Below are 18,395 nucleotides of genomic sequence, written 5' to 3'. Positions count from 1 at the left end.
CCAATCTTAAACCATGAAACATATTTTACTTTTTTTATTTGCTGTTTTGCCGGCAATTTGCATGGCGCAAAAACCAGTTGCCGAAAGCCTGACGGCCGAATACTTAACCAACCCGGTTGGTATTGATATTAGCCATCCCCGCCTGAGCTGGAAAATTAGTACCACGCAAAGGAATACTTTACAGCAAGCCTATACTATTGTTGTTGCTACTGATGCTTCCCTTTCGTCGTCCAAAACCGTTTGGAATACAGGTAAGGTAGCGTCCGATTCATCTGTGTTTGTTACTTATAATGGCGTTGCGCTAAAATCGGCAACACGCTACTATTGGCGGGTAAAAGTATGGGATAACCATGGCAATGCATCTGCCTGGAGCAAACCTGCTTATTTTGAAACGGGGCTGTTCAACACCGCCGACTGGACGGCCAGTTGGGTACAACCCAAACAGGACAGCTCGCGCAAAATGCCTGCAGTAATGTTACGCAAACAATTTTCGGCAACTAAAAAAGTGGTATCGGCCCGGGTTTATGCTACCGCCCATGGCGTGTATGAGCTATACCTCAACGGCGGCAAAATAGGTAACCAGGTGCTTACACCCGGTTGGACGGAGTATAAAAAACGCCTGCAATACCAGGTTTATGATGTTACCGCTATGCTACAACCCGGCGATAACGTAATTGGCGCCATGATTGGCGACGGCTGGTTTAAAGGCACACTGGCTTATATGAACAACTGGGGTTTCTGGGGTAAAAACCTTGCCCTGTTATGCCAGCTACAAATAACTTATGCCGATGGCACTATCGAAAACGTAAACTCAGATGGCTCATGGAAAGGTACCCAAAACGGTCCGGTAACGCTTAACGGCATTTACGATGGTGAAAATTATGATGCCCGTAAAGAAATAACCGGCTGGAATAAGAAAGGGTTTGATGATGTTGCCTGGTTGCCGGTTGATGTAGCCAACAACATCACAAAAAACACATTGGTTGGGGTACAAAGTGTGCCGGTACACCAAATTGCCGAACTGAAGCCCATAGCGATTTTTAAAAGCCCCAAAGGAACCCAAATTATTGATTTTGGACAGGACATGACGGGCTGGATAAGAATGAAAGTGAGTGGGCAGGCCGGAAAAACCGTTACCATAAGGCATGCCGAAGTGTTGGATAAATTTGGTGAGTTTTACACAGCCAACCTGCGCAATGCCACCGCAACCATTAATTATACCCTGAAGGGCGATGGCGTGGAAACATTTGAGCCGCACTTTACTTTTATGGGTTTCAGGTATATTGCTGTAGAGGGTTTCCCGGGCGAGATTAAGCCTGGGGATTTTACGGCTGTTGTAATACACTCGGATATGGCGGTTACCGGGCAGTTTACCTGTTCAGATACCATGATTAACAAGCTACAACACAATATTCAGTGGGGGCAAAAAGGTAATTTTTTAGATATTCCTACAGATTGCCCGCAGCGCGATGAACGATTGGGCTGGACAGGCGACGCGCAGGTTTTTTCGCGCACGGCGGCATTTAACATGAACGTAGGTCCGTTTTTTGCCAAATGGATGAAGGATGTAGCAGCCGACCAGTTTCCGGATGGCGGGGTGCCTTTTGTGGTGCCCGATGTTTTACAAACCAACCGCGCCACATCGGCAGGCTGGGGCGATGTAGCTGTTATTGTTCCGTGGACGATGTACCAGGTTTATGCCGATAAGCGCATTTTACAAACCCAATATCCCAGCATGAAAGCTTACGTTGATAAAATCATCAACAAGGCAGGGGATAGCTACATTTGGCGCGGGGGCAGTGTTTTTGGCGATTGGTTGTTTTACCGTCCGGGCATCTATGACTTTTCGGAGCCGAATGGTTATACCAATCCCGATATGATTGCTACCGCTTTTTATGCATATTCGGCAAAACTGCTTAGCCAGGCCGCGGGCGCTATAGGCAACACCGCCGACGAGAAGAAATACAATGACGTGTTTGAGGGGGTAAAAAAGGCATTCATTCATAATTATATGACCCCTACAGGTCGGATTTTCGCAGACTCGCAAACAGGCTATGTACTGGCATTGAAATTTAACCTGGTACCCGATAGTTTAAAAAGCAGGGCAGCGGCTTACCTTGTTGAGGATGTACGCAGCCGGAACAACCACCTTTCAACCGGGTTTTTAGGTACGCCTTACCTGTGCCAGGTGTTATCGCAAAATGGGTATACCAATGTGGCTTATGACCTGTTATTGCAAAAAACGTATCCATCATGGCTATACCCTGTAAAAATGGGCGCTACCACCATTTGGGAGCGTTGGGATGGTATTAAAACCGACAGTACTTTCCAGGATAAAGGCATGAACTCCTTTAACCACTACTCGTACGGTGCCGTGGGCGATTGGATGTACCAACATGTTGCCGGCCTGCAAATTGGTAAACCGGGCTATAAAAATATAGTATTGAAACCCGAGCCCGGCCGCCAGTTTACCTTTGCCAAAGCAACTTTTGAAACCATGTATGGCCAGCTGCTTTCTGAGTGGGAGGTTAAAGATGGCACTATGCGCATACATGTTAAAATCCCGGCCAATACCACAGCAGGACTAACACTGCCACAGGCACATGCCGAAGATGTAAAACAGGATGGTAAACCGCTAACGGGTGCCAGTGGCGATGTAAACGGTACAACAGTACAATTAGGATCAGGCGATTATACTTTTAACTATCCCTGGGTTGTGGTGAAAGATAAGGTTGCGGCTAAATAATTTTAACGTGCGCAGAGGGCAATGTTTTGCTCTCTGCGTTATGATTATTATTACCCAACTAACTGGATAAATAACCGCCTTAAAGTCAATTCTGCATCTTTGCACAAACCCGGATGCACCTTTGATGATTGCACCACGGTACTACGTGTAGCAGTAAGCCATCTAAAGCGCGAAGCTATATCCAGTTTGGCTATGGGGCCGGCATCGGGAGCGCCATGGGCTATTTTTTCAAACGATTTAACGTTGTCTTTAAGGCAATCTATATCCAGGCCGGGTGCAAAAGCCGCTATCCTGGCTTCATCTATCGATACAATTGCTTTTAAAAACTTCTGTTTCGGGCAATAAAGTATCACGCCAATATTTACAAACTCCTCGCGCTCTACCCTGGGTACAACGCGTACTACGGCGTACTCAAACAGCTGATCGGGCATTTTTAGCTTCGGTTACAAATATTGCCGATGATGCAATACGGGTTAATAAAAATTGCGCGTAAACTTCCCTGCGCTCTGCCGGTGTTCCGTTTCCTGATTCATCGGTAAGCCAATCATCCGGGATTAAATTCACAATGTTATAAATGTGTTCGGAGGTTAAAATGGATTTAAATTCGGCATCCACCTCATCCAATTCAGATGCCTGCGGAAGCAGGACATGGTCTTTTACCTGCACAAAGGGCCGTTTTGCCGATTCCTGCCAGTTATGCCACGAGTGGTGAAAATACAAGGCTGCGCCATGGTCAATGAGCCACAGCTCTTTGTGCCACATCAGCATGTTGGTGTTGCGGGGGGTACGGTCAACGTTGGTTAGCAGGCAATCAAGCCAAACTATTTTGGATGCCAGTTTAGCATCCAAAGTATTAACAACCGGGTCGTACGTTATTGCACCCGACAAATAATGCAATGCAAGATTAAGCCCGACGCTGAATTTGAGCAGGTCCTGTATCTCCTCGTCGGCCTCAGAACGGCCGAAGGCTTCATCAAGATTAGCAAACACCAGTTCGGGCACTTTAAGGCCCAGCAGGCGGGCTAATTCGCCGCCAATAAGCTCGGCTATCAGCGCCTTTACGCCCTGGCCGGCCCCGCGGAACTTAAGTACATATAAAAACTCGTCGTCGCCTTCGGCAATAGCCGGCAGCGATCCGCCTTCGCGCAATGGCGTAACATAGCGGATCACCTTAATGGTGCGGAGTTGTGGTGGATTGTAATTCATTTTTCGGTAGAAAATTAGGGCAAATTTATGAGAAATATGGTAGCCTGCATTTTATTTCCGCCATCCCAAAGATAAATCCTATTTTGGCTGATACATGATGCAGGAATATATATTAGGTATTGATATTGGTACCGGCAGCACAAAGGCTGTAGCTGTTGGTTTAACCGGCAAGGCTTTGGGTGTAACCCAGCAGCATTACGGTATTGATATTCCCCAACCCGGTTATAGCGAACAGAACCCGTTAATTATTTGGGATGCTTTTGTAAAATGCGTGCAGGAAATAATTGTAAAGATAGGCTATGCGCCGCAGGCACTTAGCTTTAGCAGTGCTATGCACAGTATTATCCCTGTTGATAAAACAGGTACGCCATTAGCGCCCATGATTACCTGGGCCGATGCCCGTGCCGAAAATATCGCCCAGGATTTAAGGAATTCGCCAAAAGGGGAGGAGATATACCGAATAACAGGAACACCGATCCATGCGATGTCGCCTTTATGCAAGCTCATTTGGCTAAAAGCAAATAAGCCCGGCCTGTTTGCGCAGGCAGATATGTTTATATCGATAAAAGAGTTTATGTGGTTTAAACTGTTTAATATTTTCCAAATTGATTATTCTATCGCCTCGGCCACAGGGCTTTTTGATATTTTAAAATTGCAATGGAGCAATGATGCCTGCCAGCTTGCCGGTATAACTGCCGATAGATTATCAGAACCTGTAAATACCACTTATTATAGGGATAGCCTTCACGCTGCTACGGCAAACCTGCTGGGCATAGCCTCTGATGCCAAATTTATTATAGGTGCAAGCGATGGCTGCTGTGCAAACCTGGGCAGCCATACTACAGGGCCAGGTGTTGCCGCGCTTACTATTGGTACAAGCGGGGCGGTACGTATTACCAGCCCTGTACCGGTTTATAATTACCAGGGTATGACCTTTAACTACCTGCTTAACCAAAATACTTATGTATGCGGTGGAGCTGTAAATAACGGCGGGATTGCCATAAACTGGCTGCTGAAAAATTTTTTACAAAAGGAGAATCTTACCGGTTCCGATTATGACGCTTTATTCAACACCATTGAAACCGTACCAGCGGGCAGCGACGGCCTTTTATTTTTACCCTATTTATACGGCGAGCGTGCGCCGCTTTGGGATACAAAAACCAGCGGTGCTTATTTAAATATTAAACCGACCCATACCCAGGCCCATTTTTTAAGGGCTGCGCTTGAAGGGGTTTGTTTTGCTTTGTATAATGTGCTAAAAACGGTAGAGGATGCCTCGGTTGCTATTACACAGGTTAATATAAGTGGTGGTTTTGTAAGTTCCGGCACCTGGACGCAGATACTGGCCGATATTACCGGCAAAAAACTGGTAGTGCTGCAACCCGAAGACGCATCTGCTGTGGGTGCTGTTTATCTTGCCATGCAGGTAATGCATCCCGCAAGCTATGAGGAGCTAACCCATGTAAACGGTGAAACCGTTATTGCTTATAACCAGCAAAATCATGAATTGTATAACAAATCCTTCGTTGTTTTTAAAAAGCTTTACCTCGATTTAAAGGATACCATGCACCTGTTTAATAACCTGGGAATCTAAAAAATTAAACGTAAAGCATTAAAGTTGCAATAGTGTTTTCTGATAAAATGAAATTGAAATGATCACACTGTTATTTAAAACCCAATGCTTTTGTAAAACGATGGCAGCAATAAACAATAACCGGAGCTGCCAGTACATCCATAGTGTAGTGGATATGCTGAATGAGCAGCAGGAACATTAAAATGATAGTGGCGGCGAGGGCAATGCGTTTATCGTTTTTACGTTCGAGGTTTAAGTAAATTAAAAAGAGGGTTGATGTGTGGCCCGAAAAGAAAAGGTCTTTAGTGATTGAAGCATGCCCGTAAAAGTACCCGGTAAGCGGGTCAATCAAGGGTACAAGCCCGGCCGGTGGATCAAGTTTTACCAACGTTAGTGTTATAAAGCGGGCTATACATACAAAAATGATAGTCCAAAGGTAGGTTATGCCCAAATCTGGCTTGTAAAGTGTCCTGATTATCATGAGGATACCCATTCCCCATATTATTGCAAAAATTGGTATTGATACGTCAACCGCCGGCAAATTTGCCAGTACCCAATCATGCAGTACTACCCCATGCCTTTGTTCAATAGCTTTAAAAAAAGAAGGCATTGTATTAATTATCGCCACAATAAGCATGGTGCCAATAATGAGCCTTACCCGMTTTAAGTTTGTATTAAACGCGGTTTGCCAGTTAAGTTTTATTCTATATAGGGTAATCTGGGTCAAAATTTTATCAGGGAAATGATTTGCAAAGGTAATTATTGACGCGGTTATTAATAATATGTTACACCAATGTTAAAGTTATTGCCAAATATAATATAAATTTAAATGCAATATTGTTGCGTTAATTTTATATTTGCAACATGGGTCATCATAAAACTACGGCACGGATAGATAGGATTGGTATTACAGCATCTACGTTATGCGCCGTTCATTGCGCGGTGGTACCGCTTATATTTACAAGCCTGCCGCTTATTGGCCTGGGCTTTTTAGCGTTACCACTGGTGGAGTGGGGGATGATTGTTTTTGCGCTGATGATAGGCTTATACTCGATAGGTTTATCCTACCTGCGCGTTCACAGGCGGCCAATGCCGGTAATTTTATTGGTAACAGGCTTTGCAATCATTATACTCGGGCATGTTTTTTTAAGCGGACGAATGGAAGGCATTATTGTGCCTGCCGGGGGGCTATTGATAGCGACAGCTCATTTTATTAATTACAGGAGCATCGGGCCACATCCTGTAATATCCAAAGGGACACCTTGTTGATTGGTAATATCTCGAATTTTTTTTGCTGCCTGTGCTTGGCAAAGGGAAGTGAAACTTAAAATGCTAATTCTCCATGCTCGATAACTGCCGAATCGCAAACGTAGGTGGGAACAATACCTGTTGCGTTTATACGGTTTTCGGCATCAACTGCCTGGGTGTTGCCGGATAATACCAGTACAGTATCAAGGCCAAACTTATTGCCGCCCAAAATGTCGGTTTGCAGGGTATCACCGACCATTACAATATCTTTTTTGCTGATTGGCCCCTGATCGCGCAGCAAATCATAAGCAAACATAAACATCTGCGAATCGGGCTTGCCAAAGCGGATAAACTCCTTGCCCACAATTTTTTCAATCATGTGGGCAATCCCGCCAATGGCTATTGATACATCGTGTTTGCTAAGTGGATAAGCATGATCTGTATTGGCAACAATTGCAGGGATGGTGCGTTTGCGCAGTATATTTACGGCTTTATTCAAATCCTCAAACCAATCAAAACCTTCATCATCCAAAAACACCAGGGCATTTACTTTATCAATATTCGAGGCATCTATCTGGCTTACCGGCAGGGTGTGCAGCCCCGAACTATCGATATAATGCGCAGAATCTGGCGTACCCAGGTAAGCCACAATACCATCATTCACTTTCAGGTCAAGGTACTCTTTGGTAAGCATGCCCGATGAAATGATCTTATCCGGTGTTATGGCAAGCAGGCCTTTGTTATTATATGATTCCGCCAGTTGTGCCGGGCTGCGCGATGCATCGTTGGTAACAATATAGTAATCCTTTTTTTGCTGATCCAGGTAGGCAAACGTGTTTTCGATGCCCGGCAGCAGCCCTTTATAATTTTTCAGAACCCCAAAAGCGTCAAAAAAAACAACTTTGTACCTGTCTATTATAGATTTAAAGTTGTCTATCCTGTTCATGCCTGCGTTTGCTTTAATTAAGCTGCAATATGCTCAAATATTAACTCAAAGCCTATTTTAATTTAAGTGCCTCTATGATTTTTTCGGCATCAAAATCCCTGTCTACCGATGGTAAATAAACATTGAATGCCTCGGTTTGCAATTTTTGCGCATATTGTTCGCTAAAAAAGTACTTACCATCCTTAATTACATAGTTCAGGATAAAAAAGCGGTATGCTTCTTTCATAAACCTTATTTCGTCGGCGGTAAGCGGGTTAACTTTATGATATTCTTTCAGGAATAAGATAAATCTATCCTCCATCATGGTGTTAATCACATAGCTAAATACCGTACGGTCGCCAATGTCCGATACTACGCGGCTGAAAAAGTAAAAATCAAGCACGCGATAACTCATCCTGAACCAATCATAATCCCAGCGGGAATATAATTCAAGGCTTGGCGTTACCGAAAAGTTGCCGATGTTCCAATCGATAAAAACCGGGATGATCTCGAAAGAGCTCATGTTGTATTTCGACCGGTTTTTCATAAAGGTTTCGCAATGGTATTTCAAAAAATCGGCCTGCATAGCGGTGCCGAACTGTTTTTCGTTAGTTTCCAGCTGGTGCATCAACGACGAAATATCGGTACGCAATGTTTTTGACGATTTTGGGAGTACATTTTTAACCCTTGAACATGCTTTATGAAACTTACCCACTTGCTGGCCAAGTTTTTTAATATGGCTGTCTTCCAGGCGACGGGGCAGGCGGTTTAATATGCGCGTTGGGTTATAAAATACTACCCATGCATCTGTTTTGCCATGTTTATAATGATAAATATATACCCTGTTATTTTTAAGTAGCGAGCGCGCAAGCAAATTTTCAAAAGGGTAAAGCAGGTTATTGGCTAAGGTTTGGATGATGCGGTGATCCTCTTTAAAATGCTCAAACTTACCGAAATAGGATAGCTTGGCTATAATGATATCGTCGTCATCAAAAGTAATACGGTACACATGGTTGGTAGATACCATGGCGCTAATGTCCTCGATAAGTTTAATCGTTTTGGACGCGTCGTACCCTTCCCATGCTTTTTTAACAATTAAAGAAAAGTCCATTTACATAATTTAGGCTACAAAGATTAGACAATAAAATGGAATAAGAAATATGATTTGCATAATGTTTTATCGGTCATGGAATAAACAGGTTCTTTGTCTGAACCGGAATTTGTGGAATTGAAGAATTAACAGAATTCTGAAAAGTACCCTGCCATTCTGTTAATTCTATAAATTCGTTTAATTCCGGTTCAGAAAGCACCTATATCACCTCAAAATACCTATTCAACTCCCAATCGGTAACATGTTTAGCATACTGACGATGCTCCCATAGGCGGGTTTGGGTAAAATGCTCAACAAAGCCTTCGCCAAAAAGCTCTTTGGCCAGTGGCGAGTTTTGCATATCGGTAGCGGCGTCAAACAAGTTTTTGGCCAGTATACCGTTGCGTTTATCTTCGTAACCGTTACCAGCCGTGGGTGCTATAGTTAATGGCAATTTGTGTTTAATACCGTATAAACCCGAAGCCAATGCCGCCGCTATGGCCAAATATGGGTTGGTGTCTGAACCTGGTATGCGGGTTTCTAACCGGGTGTAGCCCGGTGTGGTATTGATGACGCGGAGGGCCGTGGTGCGGTTATCAAGGCCCCAGGTTATGGTAGTTGGCGCCCAGGCCCCTTCAACAAGGCGTTTATAGCTGTTAATAGTGGGGGCATACATTGGTAACAGGTGTGGCATGCAGTGCAATTGCCCCGCTAGGTAATGCTTATGCAAATCGCTCATTTTGTTAACATCATCGCCGCTGTAAAACAGGTTATCACTTTTATCCTTGCTCCATAAGCTTTGGTGGATATGGCCGCTGCAACCGGGCAGGTCCTGGTTCCACTTGGCCATAAATGAAGCCATAATACCGTGTTTGTAAGCAATTTCTTTAACGGCTGTTTTAAATAATACAGCTTTATCAGCGGCAGCCAAAACTTCGTCATGAGCTATGGCGGCTTCGTATACGCCGGGGCCGGTTTCGGTATGTAGGCCTTCTATGGGTATATTAAATTGGGTAAGTAAGTTAAACAGGTCGTAATAAAAATCGCTGTTTTGCGATGTACGGAGTATGGAGTACCCAAACATTCCCGGTGTTAGGGTATTGATATTGGTAAAGCCTTTATCATTAATAGATTGAGGTGTTTCCCTGAAATTGAACCATTCAAATTCCTGGGCAAACTCGGCGTGATAGCCCATGTCCTGGCATTCTTTAACTATTTTTTTTAAAAGGCTGCGTGGGCAGGCAGGCAGGGCTGTACCATTTGGGTCGCTATAATCGGCCAAAAAGAAGGGGATGTTATCTTGCCAGGGTACGTTACGCAAGGTATTCAAATCAATACGGCAAAGCTTATCGGGGTAACCGGTATGCCAGCCTGTAAGTTTCACATTATCATAACAAACATCATTACTATCCCATCCAAAAACCACATCGCAAAAACCGTAGCCGCTTTGCAAGCCTTCAATGAATTTTTTTGGGTGAATTACCTTCCCGCGCAAAACGCCATCAATATCGGCAAAGGCAAATTTTATTTTCTGGATGTTATTTTCTTCTATGTAGGTTTTTATCTGTTCGGTATTCATGGTGTAAGTATAAGGCTGGTTTCAAATTAAGCAAGATAGCCATTACGATGTAAACATAAAAAAATGCGATTGGTGTTTACAAGTATTCATACGTTTTTGCTGTTACCTTTGTTTACGGTAGTTTATATAATGATTACAATTAACCAATACCTTTTTGTTTATGGTACATTGCTTGAGCAAGGCAATACATACGCGCAATACCTGCAGCTGCATTGCACATTAATAGGAGGGGGCAAATTTGGCGGCAAACTTTACGATATTGGCAAATATCCGGGTGCTACCATTGATACCACAGCGGGCCGGTATGTTTATGGCAGTATTTACCTGATGGATGATGCCGAAAAGATACTATCGGTAATTGATGAGTACGAGGGTATAGGTGCCCGCGAACCAAAACCACATGAATATACCCGCGAATTGATTGAAATTGATGCTGAACAAGGCCCGGTTGTTTGTTGGGTGTATATTTATAACTGGTCAACCGATAATTTGCCAGAAGTACAAGGTGGAGACTATATGTACTACATCGGCCTCAAAAACAATAAGCACGCAAAAAAAATCCCCTGATCTTTTCAAACCAGGGGACTTTACTATAATATGCGGGGGATTAAACTTTCGCTGTTTTTACAGTTTTGATAATTACCGCAGCTACTTTGTATGGATCAGCAGCCGAGTTAGGACGACGATCTTCTAAGTAACCACTCCAGTTGTGATCAACAGCGTACAGAGGGATACGGATGGAAGCACCACGATCTGATACACCATAGCTAAAATCGGTGATTGAAGCCGTTTCGTGTTTACCGGTTAAGCGTTGATCGTTATCAGCACCGTATACAGCGATACACTCAGCAACCGCCGGACGGAAAGCTTCACAAACTGCTTTGAATTTCTCTTCGCTGTTTGCAGTACGCAATAAAGTGTTTGAGAAGTTAGCGTGCATACCAGAACCGTTCCAGTCTAACTGACCAAGCGGTTTACAATGCCAGTTGATTGCAACACCGTAGCTCTCGCCAATTCTTTCTAATAAATAACGTGCAACCCAGATTTGGTCACCAGCTTCTTTAGCGCCTTTGGCGAAGATCTGGAATTCCCACTGACCTGCTGCTACTTCGGCATTGATACCTTCAACATTTAAACCTGCATCTAAACATACGTCTAAGTGCTCTTCAACAATTTCGCGACCGTAAGCATTGTTTGCGCCTACAGAGCAATAATATGGACCTTGTGGACCTGGGTAACCGCCAGCCGGGAAGCCAAGTGGTTTGTTGGTTTTAGGATCCCATAAAAAGTATTCCTGCTCAAAACCAAACCAGAAATCATTATCATCATCCTGTATAAGTGCACGACCGTTTGACTCGTGAGGCTGACCTTTTGAATCTAAAACTTCGCACATTACCAGGAATGCTTCTTTTCTTTGCGGATCAGGGCATACAAAAACTGGTTTTAAGATACAATCTGATGAACCACCTGGTGCTTGTTCAGTTGATGAGCCGTCAAAGCTCCAGTTATCCAGATCTTCTACTTTACCGCTGAAATCTTTAACGATTTTTGTTTTGCTACGCAGGCTTTGTGTTGGTTTGTACCCATCAAGCCAAATGTACTCGAGTTTAGTTGCCATTTTTTAATTAATTTGTAAAGTTGGGGTTCTATTTATAGTTTTTGTATTAATCTCGCCAATTAACAAGGCGAATTTAAATTATTTTTACAAAAAACACCATGATTTTGTGAAAATTTTATAATTTTTTTCAACAAATACCTTGTTTTAACTGTAAATGCATAATAATTAACCTAATCAGTGGCGTTTTTGATAATTTTGCATTTTTAAACTCGTAACCACAATGTATTTTAATAAAAATGCAAAATAGAGTAGGTTTGTAAACAGAAATAAMTAAAAAAACTTTAATTGTGTCAACCCATTCGGACGATCAATCCATTTCGCTTAGCTTTTCTGAAACGTTTTTTACGTTTTTATCCAATTCCTCGGCCGAGTACAGTAAATGTTTGCGTATTTTAAGTAGTTCTTCTTTGGTTTCAATGTCCTTAACCAGGTCAAGCAGGCCCAATATGTTCGATAAGTGCTTGCGTACTTCGTGCGAGTTTATTGTGGCCAGTTCTTGCTTTTTGGCTGCAAACAATAGCTGTTCGTAATGACGTTTTTGCCTGCTGCTACGGTAAAAAATAGCTACAACAATAACGGCTAAAACAGCAAGCGCTATGGCAAATATCATCCATAAACGCTCGCGTTCATACTTTAATAAGTTTACGTAGTACAAGCTTTGTACTTCGTTTATTTTTAATTGCGATGATTTATCACCTACCTGCAAAAGATTATCAATGTTTTGTTTTAACTCGCCCAGCGCCAGTTTGAAATTTTCGGCAGCAAGTTTTTCATCATTGTTGCGTTCCGCTATTTTTCCAAGTACTTCATATAGATGATATCGTATTTCGGGGTGGTTTTTTTGAGATGGCAGGTTAAGTTGTTTCTGAAGCATGTAACGGGCCGAGTCAGTTTGGCCGTTGCTAAAATAGGCGTCGGCAAGCATTTGCCCCTCCAGATCGCCTTTTACATAAAGGCTATCTTTTAACAGGTCATTAATTTGCTTTATAGCGCCCTTGTAGTCATGTTTTAATAAAGTGAGATAATACCCGGTACGTTTTTGGAAAGTGTGTAACTTGTAGGTCCGGTTTTTTGGGCCGAAGAGTTTCTGGTGGCAAACCTTTAATGAATCGTAGTTTTGGGTCCTGAAGTAATTTTCGGCTTTATTATACGTAATCAAGCTTAAGATATTTAAACGGTTGATCTTATTATCATCCATTAGCCGCTGGGCCTGGTTAAGGTAAGATAGCGATTGGCTATATAAGCCGCTTTTATAATATATGTCAGATATATTAACATTTAGCACCGCCTCTAAATACGGATCGTTTAAATTTTTCACCTCGTTTTTGGCTAATCCGTAACTGGATACTGCTCCAATGGCGTTTCCTTCGTCGGTTTGTACAAACGCAAGATGGGTGAAATAATCAAAAAGAAGCAAATGGTCGCTGCTTTTGTGCGCTTCGTCAATAGCCTTCACCAAGGCATTTTGTGACTCCTGGAGATTCTCAAGCCGTCTTTGATATATGCTTTCCATGAAATATAAAATGGACTCCCGCTGTTCCAAATTATACCTTACAAAAGTATCGGTGATGGCCTTCTTTTTGGCAACAAGCTGGCTTAATGGCGCATTCTGAAAAAATCCCTTGATATATCTGATTACTTTGTCTTCACGCTTTTGCTGATCTTTTAGCAAAACGTAATCAACCAGGCTATCCTTTTTTACGCTGGTTTGCGCGGAACTCGCTTTTAATGAGCACATCAATAAAATTAATATTGTAAAGCGGAGTGTTTTCAAAGTGCAGGTAATTTAGGATAAAAATACGCTTGCTAAAAATAAAATTAAACTTGTAAGTCAATCAAAAGAGTTATAATCATGAATTTATCGTAATGTTTAAACCTTTGTGTGGGGGGTAACGTATAATGATTTGTTTATGAGGAAATATATAATAACAAGTATTGTTACGTATTTCGCTTAAAATCAGGAGGGAGGTGATTATTAGGTTAACTATAATGAAATATTGCAATCTGGTGAATTAAGATCAGCCATACGTGATACTGTTTTGTATAATTATTTGATCGGCATATTTATTTTGACTATTATTGTCCACTTGTTTTGAAATTATGAAAAAAATTACGTTTTTATGTTTGGTAATTGTTGCCACAGGCTATTTCTCCTGTAAAAAAGAAAACGCGGCTCCTGTGTCGTCTAAAAGCACAACCAAAAAAGAATTGGCTATTAGCAGTAAAAAAGACACAACTACACAAAGGTTAGTTGCTGCCAAAGATACTACTACTCAAAAGAAATAATGGCTAAGTCGTTCGCTGATAAAACAGAGAAATTAACTATCAAATTTTTCTAACAGTTTTAACAGCGTTTCAAAATCCTTGGGATAGGGGGCATGTATAGTGACTTCTGTCTCAAGGTTTATTTTGAAGGTAACCTCGTAAGCGTGTAACGCGAAGCGCTTCATGATGGGCAGCTCCTCCTGGTCTTTTCCTAAATGATACTTTCTTTTTATTTTAGATAAAAACACTGGCTCGCCTTTGTACATTTCATCACCGGCTATTGAGGCCCTTTGGGTAGCCAGGTGAATCCTTATCTGGTGCATACGACCGGTAACAGGGCGGCACTCAACCAAAGTATAATGCTTAAAGTATTTTAACGACTGAAACCAGGTTTCGGCTCGTTTGCCTTCCTGCCTGCTAATGGTTACGTTCCCTTTGCCTACATTTAATATCGGCAGGTCAATCAGTAAGTTATCAAAAGTATGGGTGCCGTCAATAATGGCGTGGTACACCTTTTTTACCTGCCGTTTTTCAAACTGCATAGATACCATCCGGTAAGCTTCCGGGTTTTTGGCAATAATAAGCGCCCCCGAAGTTTCTTTATCCAGGCGATGGCAAATTTGTGCATCTTCCCAATATCCTTTGGCCAGTCGTAGTAAATTTACCTCGCCGCCTTCGCGCTCATCAAGCGAGCTTAAAAAAGGAGGTTTGTTAACCACAATCACATCGTCGTTTTCAAATAGTATCAGGTCGGCAAATTTCGGAAACTTCATATTTTAAATATAGCCGGCAAAAATACGGTTTATAATAATGATAACATGCCTGTCATCAGTTTTTTAAATAACAACTATATGTGCACGGTGGTAAACAGATAGTCAAATGATGTTGTAAGATGGCCTTAAAAAAGTACAATAAACTTAAAATAAGGCCAGTTGCTTAGATAGATTAACGATGGAATAGTATTTGTTTTAATGTTAATCAACAATCTAACTGTAAAAACAACATGAGCACTAACAAAACCGAACCTGAAGAAAAGGGATTTTTTGAGAAGGTTAAAGAAACAATTGAACATTTGTGGGAAGGTACCAAAGATACAGCCGAAGACGTAAAAGAAGCCGCAGCGGATAAACTGGAAGATATTAAAGAAAAGGTAGCCACAAAAAAAGTCACCACCACTAAAAAGACTGTCGCAGCAAAAGCTGCTGTAACAAAAAAAGCTACAGAAGCCGCCGACAAGGCTAAGACTGTGGTAGCCAAAGTAAAAGCTCAGGCGAGTGAAAAAGCAAAAAACATTACTGCCAAAGCAAAAACTGAAACCGCTGTTGCCAAAAAAGAAGCTGCCGATGTAAAAGCCAAGGCTGAAACAAAAGCGAAAAACATTACTGCCAAAGCTAACGAGGCCGTTACCAGCGCTAAAAAAACAGCCGCAACTAAAACAGCAAAGGCAGCTACAACCGTAAAGAAGAAAGCCGTAGCAGCTAAATAATTTCTTTAATATTAGTTTGAAAGCGATGCGCCTTACAGGTCATCGCTTTTTTTGTGTAACACGTTTTAATGGCGGGTTTAAAGCCTATCCTTTTGTTAGCCGGGTAATAGGCAGTTAATCTTTTTTATTTTAAATGTATGGTTTACATTTATTTTTCTACTTTTGAAAAAACAAAAGCAATTACCAATTGCCATAAGCCAATAAAACCTGTTCAAATTACACAATGGAGACTAATAATTTCGATCTTAAAGAGCATCCGCACAGTCGTTTAAATATTTTAACCGGCGATTGGATCCTGGTATCGCCACACCGAACCAAACGGCCGTGGCAAGGTAAAGTGGAAGCCACTCAGGCAAACGACCGCCCGGCTTACGACCCGCAATGTTACCTTTGCCCAACTAACAAACGGGCAGATGGCAGCGAGAACCCCGATTATAAAGGCAGCTTCGTTTTTACCAATGATTACTCGTCGTTGCTATTAAATACGCCCGACGGCGGCCTCAATGACGATGAGCTGCTGGTAGCCAACAGCCAAAAGGGTATTTGCCGTGTTATTAGCTTTTCGCCCCGGCATGACCTTACTTTGCCACAAATGGAAACCGCTGAAATTCGTAAAGTGGTAGATGTTTGGCAATCTGAATTTGAAAACCTTGCATCATATCCGTGGATAAAACACATACAGATATTTGAAAATAAAGGCGATATTATGGGGTGCAGTAACCCGCATCCACATGGCCAGATATGGGCGCAAAATAGTATTCCCGTTGAGGTAGCCAAAGAAACCCAGCAGCAAAAAGCGCACTTTGAGCAAAAAGGCCGCAGTTTGCTTGGCGATTATCTGGCGCTTGAGCTTAAGCGCGGTGAGCGTGTTATTTTCGAGAACGATCATTTTGCGGTATTGGTACCGTTTTGGGCGGTTTGGCCTTATGAAACCATGATTATTAGCAAAAGGCACGTTACCAGCATTTTGTATTTTACCGATGATGAAAAAGATGCCCTTGCCGATGCTATTAAAAGGCTTACGGTGAGATACGATAATATGTTCGAAACCTCGTTCCCGTACTCGGCAGGAATGCACCAATCGCCCGTTAACATGGGCGAGCACCCTTACTGGCACTGGCACATGCACTTTTACCCGCCGCTGCTGCGCTCGGCAACGGTTAAAAAGTTTATGGTTGGGTACGAGATGCTGGCCAACCCTCAACGCGATATAACGGCCGAATATGCAGCCGAAAAACTGCGTGGGTTAAGCGAAATTCACTATAAAGTGAAAGGGTAGGTAAAAAAAGCTACTTTTAAACCAACTAATATAAACCTATTTATGAATCATTTATTTAAAAATCTATCATTAATTATGATACCGGCCTGCCTATCTTTGGCGGCTTGTAATCAACCATCAACCCAACAGAAAACCAGTATGACAGATAGCACCAAAACGGATAGCACCAAATCATTCGCTGCTGCATTTGAATCAACCATCAATGGTAAACAAACTCATCTTTACACCCTTAAAAACAAAAACGGCATTACCGCTACTTTTACCAATTATGGCGGCCGCATAGTAAGCCTGCTGGTGCCCAATAAGGATGGTAAGCTTACCGATGTGGTTTTAGGCTATGAAAGTGTAGAAGGTTTCGAAAAATCAACCGAGCCTTATTATGGCGCTACTATCGGCCGTTTTGGTAACCGTATTGCCAAAGGGCATTTTAAAATTGATGGTAAAGATTACCAATCGTCAATCAACAATCCGCCAAATACCCTGCATGGTGGTAAAAACGGTTACCAAAGCGTTGTTTGGGACGCCAAACAAATTGATTCGACCACATTGGAGCTTACCTACCTGTCAAAAGATATGGAAGAAGGTTTCCCAGGCAACCTTACGGTAAAGGTGATTTACAGCCTTACCGACAATAACGAATTTAAATGCGTTTATGAAGCCCACACCGATAAAACAACCGTGGTAAACTTAACCAACCACGCATTTTTTAACCTGAACGGCGAAGGCAGCGGCACCATACTTAATCATTTAATGCAAATTGACGCTGATAATTATACTCCTGTTGATGCCGGTTTAATCCCTACAGGTAAAATTGAGCCCGTAAAAGGTACACCGTTTGATTTTACCAAACCAGAAACCATTGGCAAACGCATTAACGACGATAATCTGCAACTAAAAAATGGTAAAGGTTATGACCATAACTTTGTGCTTAACAAACATGATTTAAGCACCCCGATTGCAACTGTAATTGGTGATAAAAGCGGCATTAAAATGGAAGTTTACACCGAAGAACCAGCGATGCAGTTTTACAGTGGCAACTTTATGCAAGCTAAAAACGCTATGAAACGCGGCATTAAAGATGAATTCCGTACCTCATTTGCTATGGAAACCCAGCACTACCCTGATTCGCCAAACCAGCCGCAGTTTCCGTCAACCGAGCTTAAACCAGGCCAAACGTATAAAACCCAGTCGCTATATAAGTTTACGGTAGCAAAATAAGCTTGCAACTTTTTAGATATTTTGAAAAGATCCGGTCATTTGGCTGGATCTTTTTTTTGCCCAACCTTGCTGCCCAAGCAACCTATTTGCTTATTTTTCTTAAAGCCCGGGAATTCCTAAGCAATCTTTCGTCTCAAATCTCATATCCCAAATCTCATATCT

Annotated in this window: 17 protein-coding genes; 8 read left to right on the top strand and 9 right to left on the bottom strand. The window is 42.3% G+C overall.

What is annotated here, in order from left to right; genetic code table 11:
• Positions 1-13 precede the first annotated feature (13 nt).
• On the top strand, positions 14-2,746 hold the full coding sequence (locus tag AC1DV1_RS22325; RefSeq protein WP_477363669.1) for a glycoside hydrolase family 78 protein: 2,733 nt from the start codon (positions 14-16) through the stop codon (positions 2,744-2,746).
• A gap of 50 nt (positions 2,747-2,796) precedes the next feature.
• Here the strand turns inward: AC1DV1_RS22325 and AC1DV1_RS22320 are convergent, their stop codons facing one another.
• Positions 2,797-3,177 carry a DUF3037 domain-containing protein gene (locus tag AC1DV1_RS22320; protein ID WP_147058997.1) on the bottom strand — a complete coding sequence of 127 codons (381 nt, stop codon included), beginning with the start codon at positions 3,175-3,177 and terminating at the stop codon, positions 2,797-2,799.
• Positions 3,158-3,952: a HipA family kinase gene (locus tag AC1DV1_RS22315; RefSeq protein WP_477363666.1), complete on the bottom strand. Its 795-nt coding sequence runs from the start codon at positions 3,950-3,952 to the stop codon at positions 3,158-3,160. Before AC1DV1_RS22315 ends, AC1DV1_RS22320 begins: the two co-directional genes overlap by 20 nt.
• 94 nt (positions 3,953-4,046) lie before the next feature.
• Here AC1DV1_RS22315 and AC1DV1_RS22310 point away from each other — a divergent pair, with 94 nt between their 5' ends.
• The gene (locus AC1DV1_RS22310) at positions 4,047-5,546 is read left to right on the top strand and encodes a gluconokinase (protein WP_477363663.1); all 1,500 of its coding nucleotides are present in this window, start codon (positions 4,047-4,049) and stop codon (positions 5,544-5,546) included.
• Between the two features lie 70 nt (positions 5,547-5,616).
• On the opposite strand, the gene AC1DV1_RS22305 is transcribed toward AC1DV1_RS22310, so the two are convergent.
• A complete protein-coding gene (locus AC1DV1_RS22305; RefSeq protein WP_477363660.1) occupies positions 5,617-6,135 on the bottom strand; it encodes a phosphatase PAP2-related protein in 519 nt (172 codons plus the stop codon).
• A 254-nt stretch (positions 6,136-6,389) separates the two neighbouring features.
• Between AC1DV1_RS22305 and AC1DV1_RS22300 the strand changes: the two genes are divergently transcribed.
• On the top strand, positions 6,390-6,794 hold the full coding sequence (locus AC1DV1_RS22300; protein ID WP_477363657.1) for a MerC domain-containing protein: 405 nt from the start codon (positions 6,390-6,392) through the stop codon (positions 6,792-6,794).
• A gap of 55 nt (positions 6,795-6,849) precedes the next feature.
• On the opposite strand, the gene AC1DV1_RS22295 is transcribed toward AC1DV1_RS22300, so the two are convergent.
• The 3 genes from AC1DV1_RS22295 to AC1DV1_RS22285 form a co-directional block, all read right to left on the bottom strand.
• Complete coding sequence (locus AC1DV1_RS22295) at positions 6,850-7,719, bottom strand: HAD-IIA family hydrolase (protein WP_477363654.1); 870 nt, start codon at positions 7,717-7,719, stop codon at positions 6,850-6,852.
• A gap of 52 nt (positions 7,720-7,771) precedes the next feature.
• The gene (locus AC1DV1_RS22290) at positions 7,772-8,809 is read right to left on the bottom strand and encodes a hypothetical protein (RefSeq protein WP_477363651.1); all 1,038 of its coding nucleotides are present in this window, start codon (positions 8,807-8,809) and stop codon (positions 7,772-7,774) included.
• 199 nt (positions 8,810-9,008) lie between these two features.
• A complete protein-coding gene (locus AC1DV1_RS22285; RefSeq protein ID WP_477363648.1) occupies positions 9,009-10,367 on the bottom strand; it encodes a glutamine synthetase family protein in 1,359 nt (452 codons plus the stop codon).
• Between the two features lie 129 nt (positions 10,368-10,496).
• Here AC1DV1_RS22285 and AC1DV1_RS22280 point away from each other — a divergent pair, with 129 nt between their 5' ends.
• Positions 10,497-10,934 (top strand): gamma-glutamylcyclotransferase family protein, encoded by a 438-nt coding sequence (locus tag AC1DV1_RS22280; protein WP_477363645.1) that lies wholly within the window; start codon positions 10,497-10,499, stop codon positions 10,932-10,934.
• A gap of 40 nt (positions 10,935-10,974) precedes the next feature.
• On the opposite strand, the gene AC1DV1_RS22275 is transcribed toward AC1DV1_RS22280, so the two are convergent.
• Entirely contained in the window at positions 10,975-11,985 is a 1,011-nt protein-coding gene (locus tag AC1DV1_RS22275; protein ID WP_477363641.1) for a glutamine synthetase beta-grasp domain-containing protein, read from the bottom strand.
• Between the two features lie 307 nt (positions 11,986-12,292).
• Complete coding sequence (locus AC1DV1_RS22270) at positions 12,293-13,759, bottom strand: hypothetical protein (protein WP_477363638.1); 1,467 nt, start codon at positions 13,757-13,759, stop codon at positions 12,293-12,295.
• Positions 13,760-14,085: 326 nt separating this feature from the next.
• Between AC1DV1_RS22270 and AC1DV1_RS22265 the strand changes: the two genes are divergently transcribed.
• Positions 14,086-14,271, top strand: a complete 186-nt coding sequence (locus tag AC1DV1_RS22265) for a hypothetical protein (protein WP_477363635.1) — start codon at positions 14,086-14,088, stop codon at positions 14,269-14,271.
• 32 nt (positions 14,272-14,303) lie between these two features.
• Here the strand turns inward: AC1DV1_RS22265 and AC1DV1_RS22260 are convergent, their stop codons facing one another.
• Entirely contained in the window at positions 14,304-15,023 is a 720-nt protein-coding gene (locus AC1DV1_RS22260) for an RluA family pseudouridine synthase (protein ID WP_477363632.1), read from the bottom strand.
• A gap of 230 nt (positions 15,024-15,253) precedes the next feature.
• Here AC1DV1_RS22260 and AC1DV1_RS22255 point away from each other — a divergent pair, with 230 nt between their 5' ends.
• The 3 genes from AC1DV1_RS22255 to AC1DV1_RS22245 all read left to right on the top strand — a co-directional run bounded on the left by AC1DV1_RS22255 (position 15,254) and on the right by AC1DV1_RS22245 (position 18,233).
• Positions 15,254-15,736, top strand: a complete 483-nt coding sequence (locus tag AC1DV1_RS22255) for a hypothetical protein (RefSeq protein ID WP_477363629.1) — start codon at positions 15,254-15,256, stop codon at positions 15,734-15,736.
• 223 nt (positions 15,737-15,959) lie between these two features.
• The gene (locus AC1DV1_RS22250; protein ID WP_477363626.1) at positions 15,960-17,015 is read left to right on the top strand and encodes a UDP-glucose--hexose-1-phosphate uridylyltransferase; all 1,056 of its coding nucleotides are present in this window, start codon (positions 15,960-15,962) and stop codon (positions 17,013-17,015) included.
• Positions 17,016-17,057: 42 nt separating this feature from the next.
• The gene (locus AC1DV1_RS22245; RefSeq protein WP_477363623.1) at positions 17,058-18,233 is read left to right on the top strand and encodes an aldose epimerase family protein; all 1,176 of its coding nucleotides are present in this window, start codon (positions 17,058-17,060) and stop codon (positions 18,231-18,233) included.
• Positions 18,234-18,395 lie beyond the last annotated feature (162 nt).

This window comes from Mucilaginibacter sp. P4_D1, from assembly GCF_056401935.1.
This window is presented reverse-complemented; position numbering and strand designations above follow the sequence as displayed.

What these genes read in the sequence shown, in the direction of transcription:
- AC1DV1_RS22325 (WP_477363669.1), top strand. Translation starts at nt 14, where the DNA reads ATGAAACATATTTTACTTTTTTTATTTGCTGTTTTGCCGGCAATTTGC.
- AC1DV1_RS22320 (WP_147058997.1), bottom strand. Translation starts at nt 3,177, where the DNA reads ATGCCCGATCAGCTGTTTGAGTACGCCGTAGTACGCGTTGTACCCAGG.
- AC1DV1_RS22315 (WP_477363666.1), bottom strand. Translation starts at nt 3,952, where the DNA reads ATGAATTACAATCCACCACAACTCCGCACCATTAAGGTGATCCGCTAT.
- AC1DV1_RS22310 (WP_477363663.1), top strand. Translation starts at nt 4,047, where the DNA reads ATGATGCAGGAATATATATTAGGTATTGATATTGGTACCGGCAGCACA.
- AC1DV1_RS22305 (WP_477363660.1), bottom strand. Translation starts at nt 6,135, where the DNA reads ATGCCTTCTTTTTTTAAAGCTATTGAACAAAGGCATGGGGTAGTACTG.
- AC1DV1_RS22300 (WP_477363657.1), top strand. Translation starts at nt 6,390, where the DNA reads ATGGGTCATCATAAAACTACGGCACGGATAGATAGGATTGGTATTACA.
- AC1DV1_RS22295 (WP_477363654.1), bottom strand. Translation starts at nt 7,719, where the DNA reads ATGAACAGGATAGACAACTTTAAATCTATAATAGACAGGTACAAAGTT.
- AC1DV1_RS22290 (WP_477363651.1), bottom strand. Translation starts at nt 8,809, where the DNA reads ATGGACTTTTCTTTAATTGTTAAAAAAGCATGGGAAGGGTACGACGCG.
- AC1DV1_RS22285 (WP_477363648.1), bottom strand. Translation starts at nt 10,367, where the DNA reads ATGAATACCGAACAGATAAAAACCTACATAGAAGAAAATAACATCCAG.
- AC1DV1_RS22280 (WP_477363645.1), top strand. Translation starts at nt 10,497, where the DNA reads ATGATTACAATTAACCAATACCTTTTTGTTTATGGTACATTGCTTGAG.
- AC1DV1_RS22275 (WP_477363641.1), bottom strand. Translation starts at nt 11,985, where the DNA reads ATGGCAACTAAACTCGAGTACATTTGGCTTGATGGGTACAAACCAACA.
- AC1DV1_RS22265 (WP_477363635.1), top strand. Translation starts at nt 14,086, where the DNA reads ATGAAAAAAATTACGTTTTTATGTTTGGTAATTGTTGCCACAGGCTAT.
- AC1DV1_RS22260 (WP_477363632.1), bottom strand. Translation starts at nt 15,023, where the DNA reads ATGAAGTTTCCGAAATTTGCCGACCTGATACTATTTGAAAACGACGAT.
- AC1DV1_RS22255 (WP_477363629.1), top strand. Translation starts at nt 15,254, where the DNA reads ATGAGCACTAACAAAACCGAACCTGAAGAAAAGGGATTTTTTGAGAAG.
- AC1DV1_RS22250 (WP_477363626.1), top strand. Translation starts at nt 15,960, where the DNA reads ATGGAGACTAATAATTTCGATCTTAAAGAGCATCCGCACAGTCGTTTA.
- AC1DV1_RS22245 (WP_477363623.1), top strand. Translation starts at nt 17,058, where the DNA reads ATGAATCATTTATTTAAAAATCTATCATTAATTATGATACCGGCCTGC.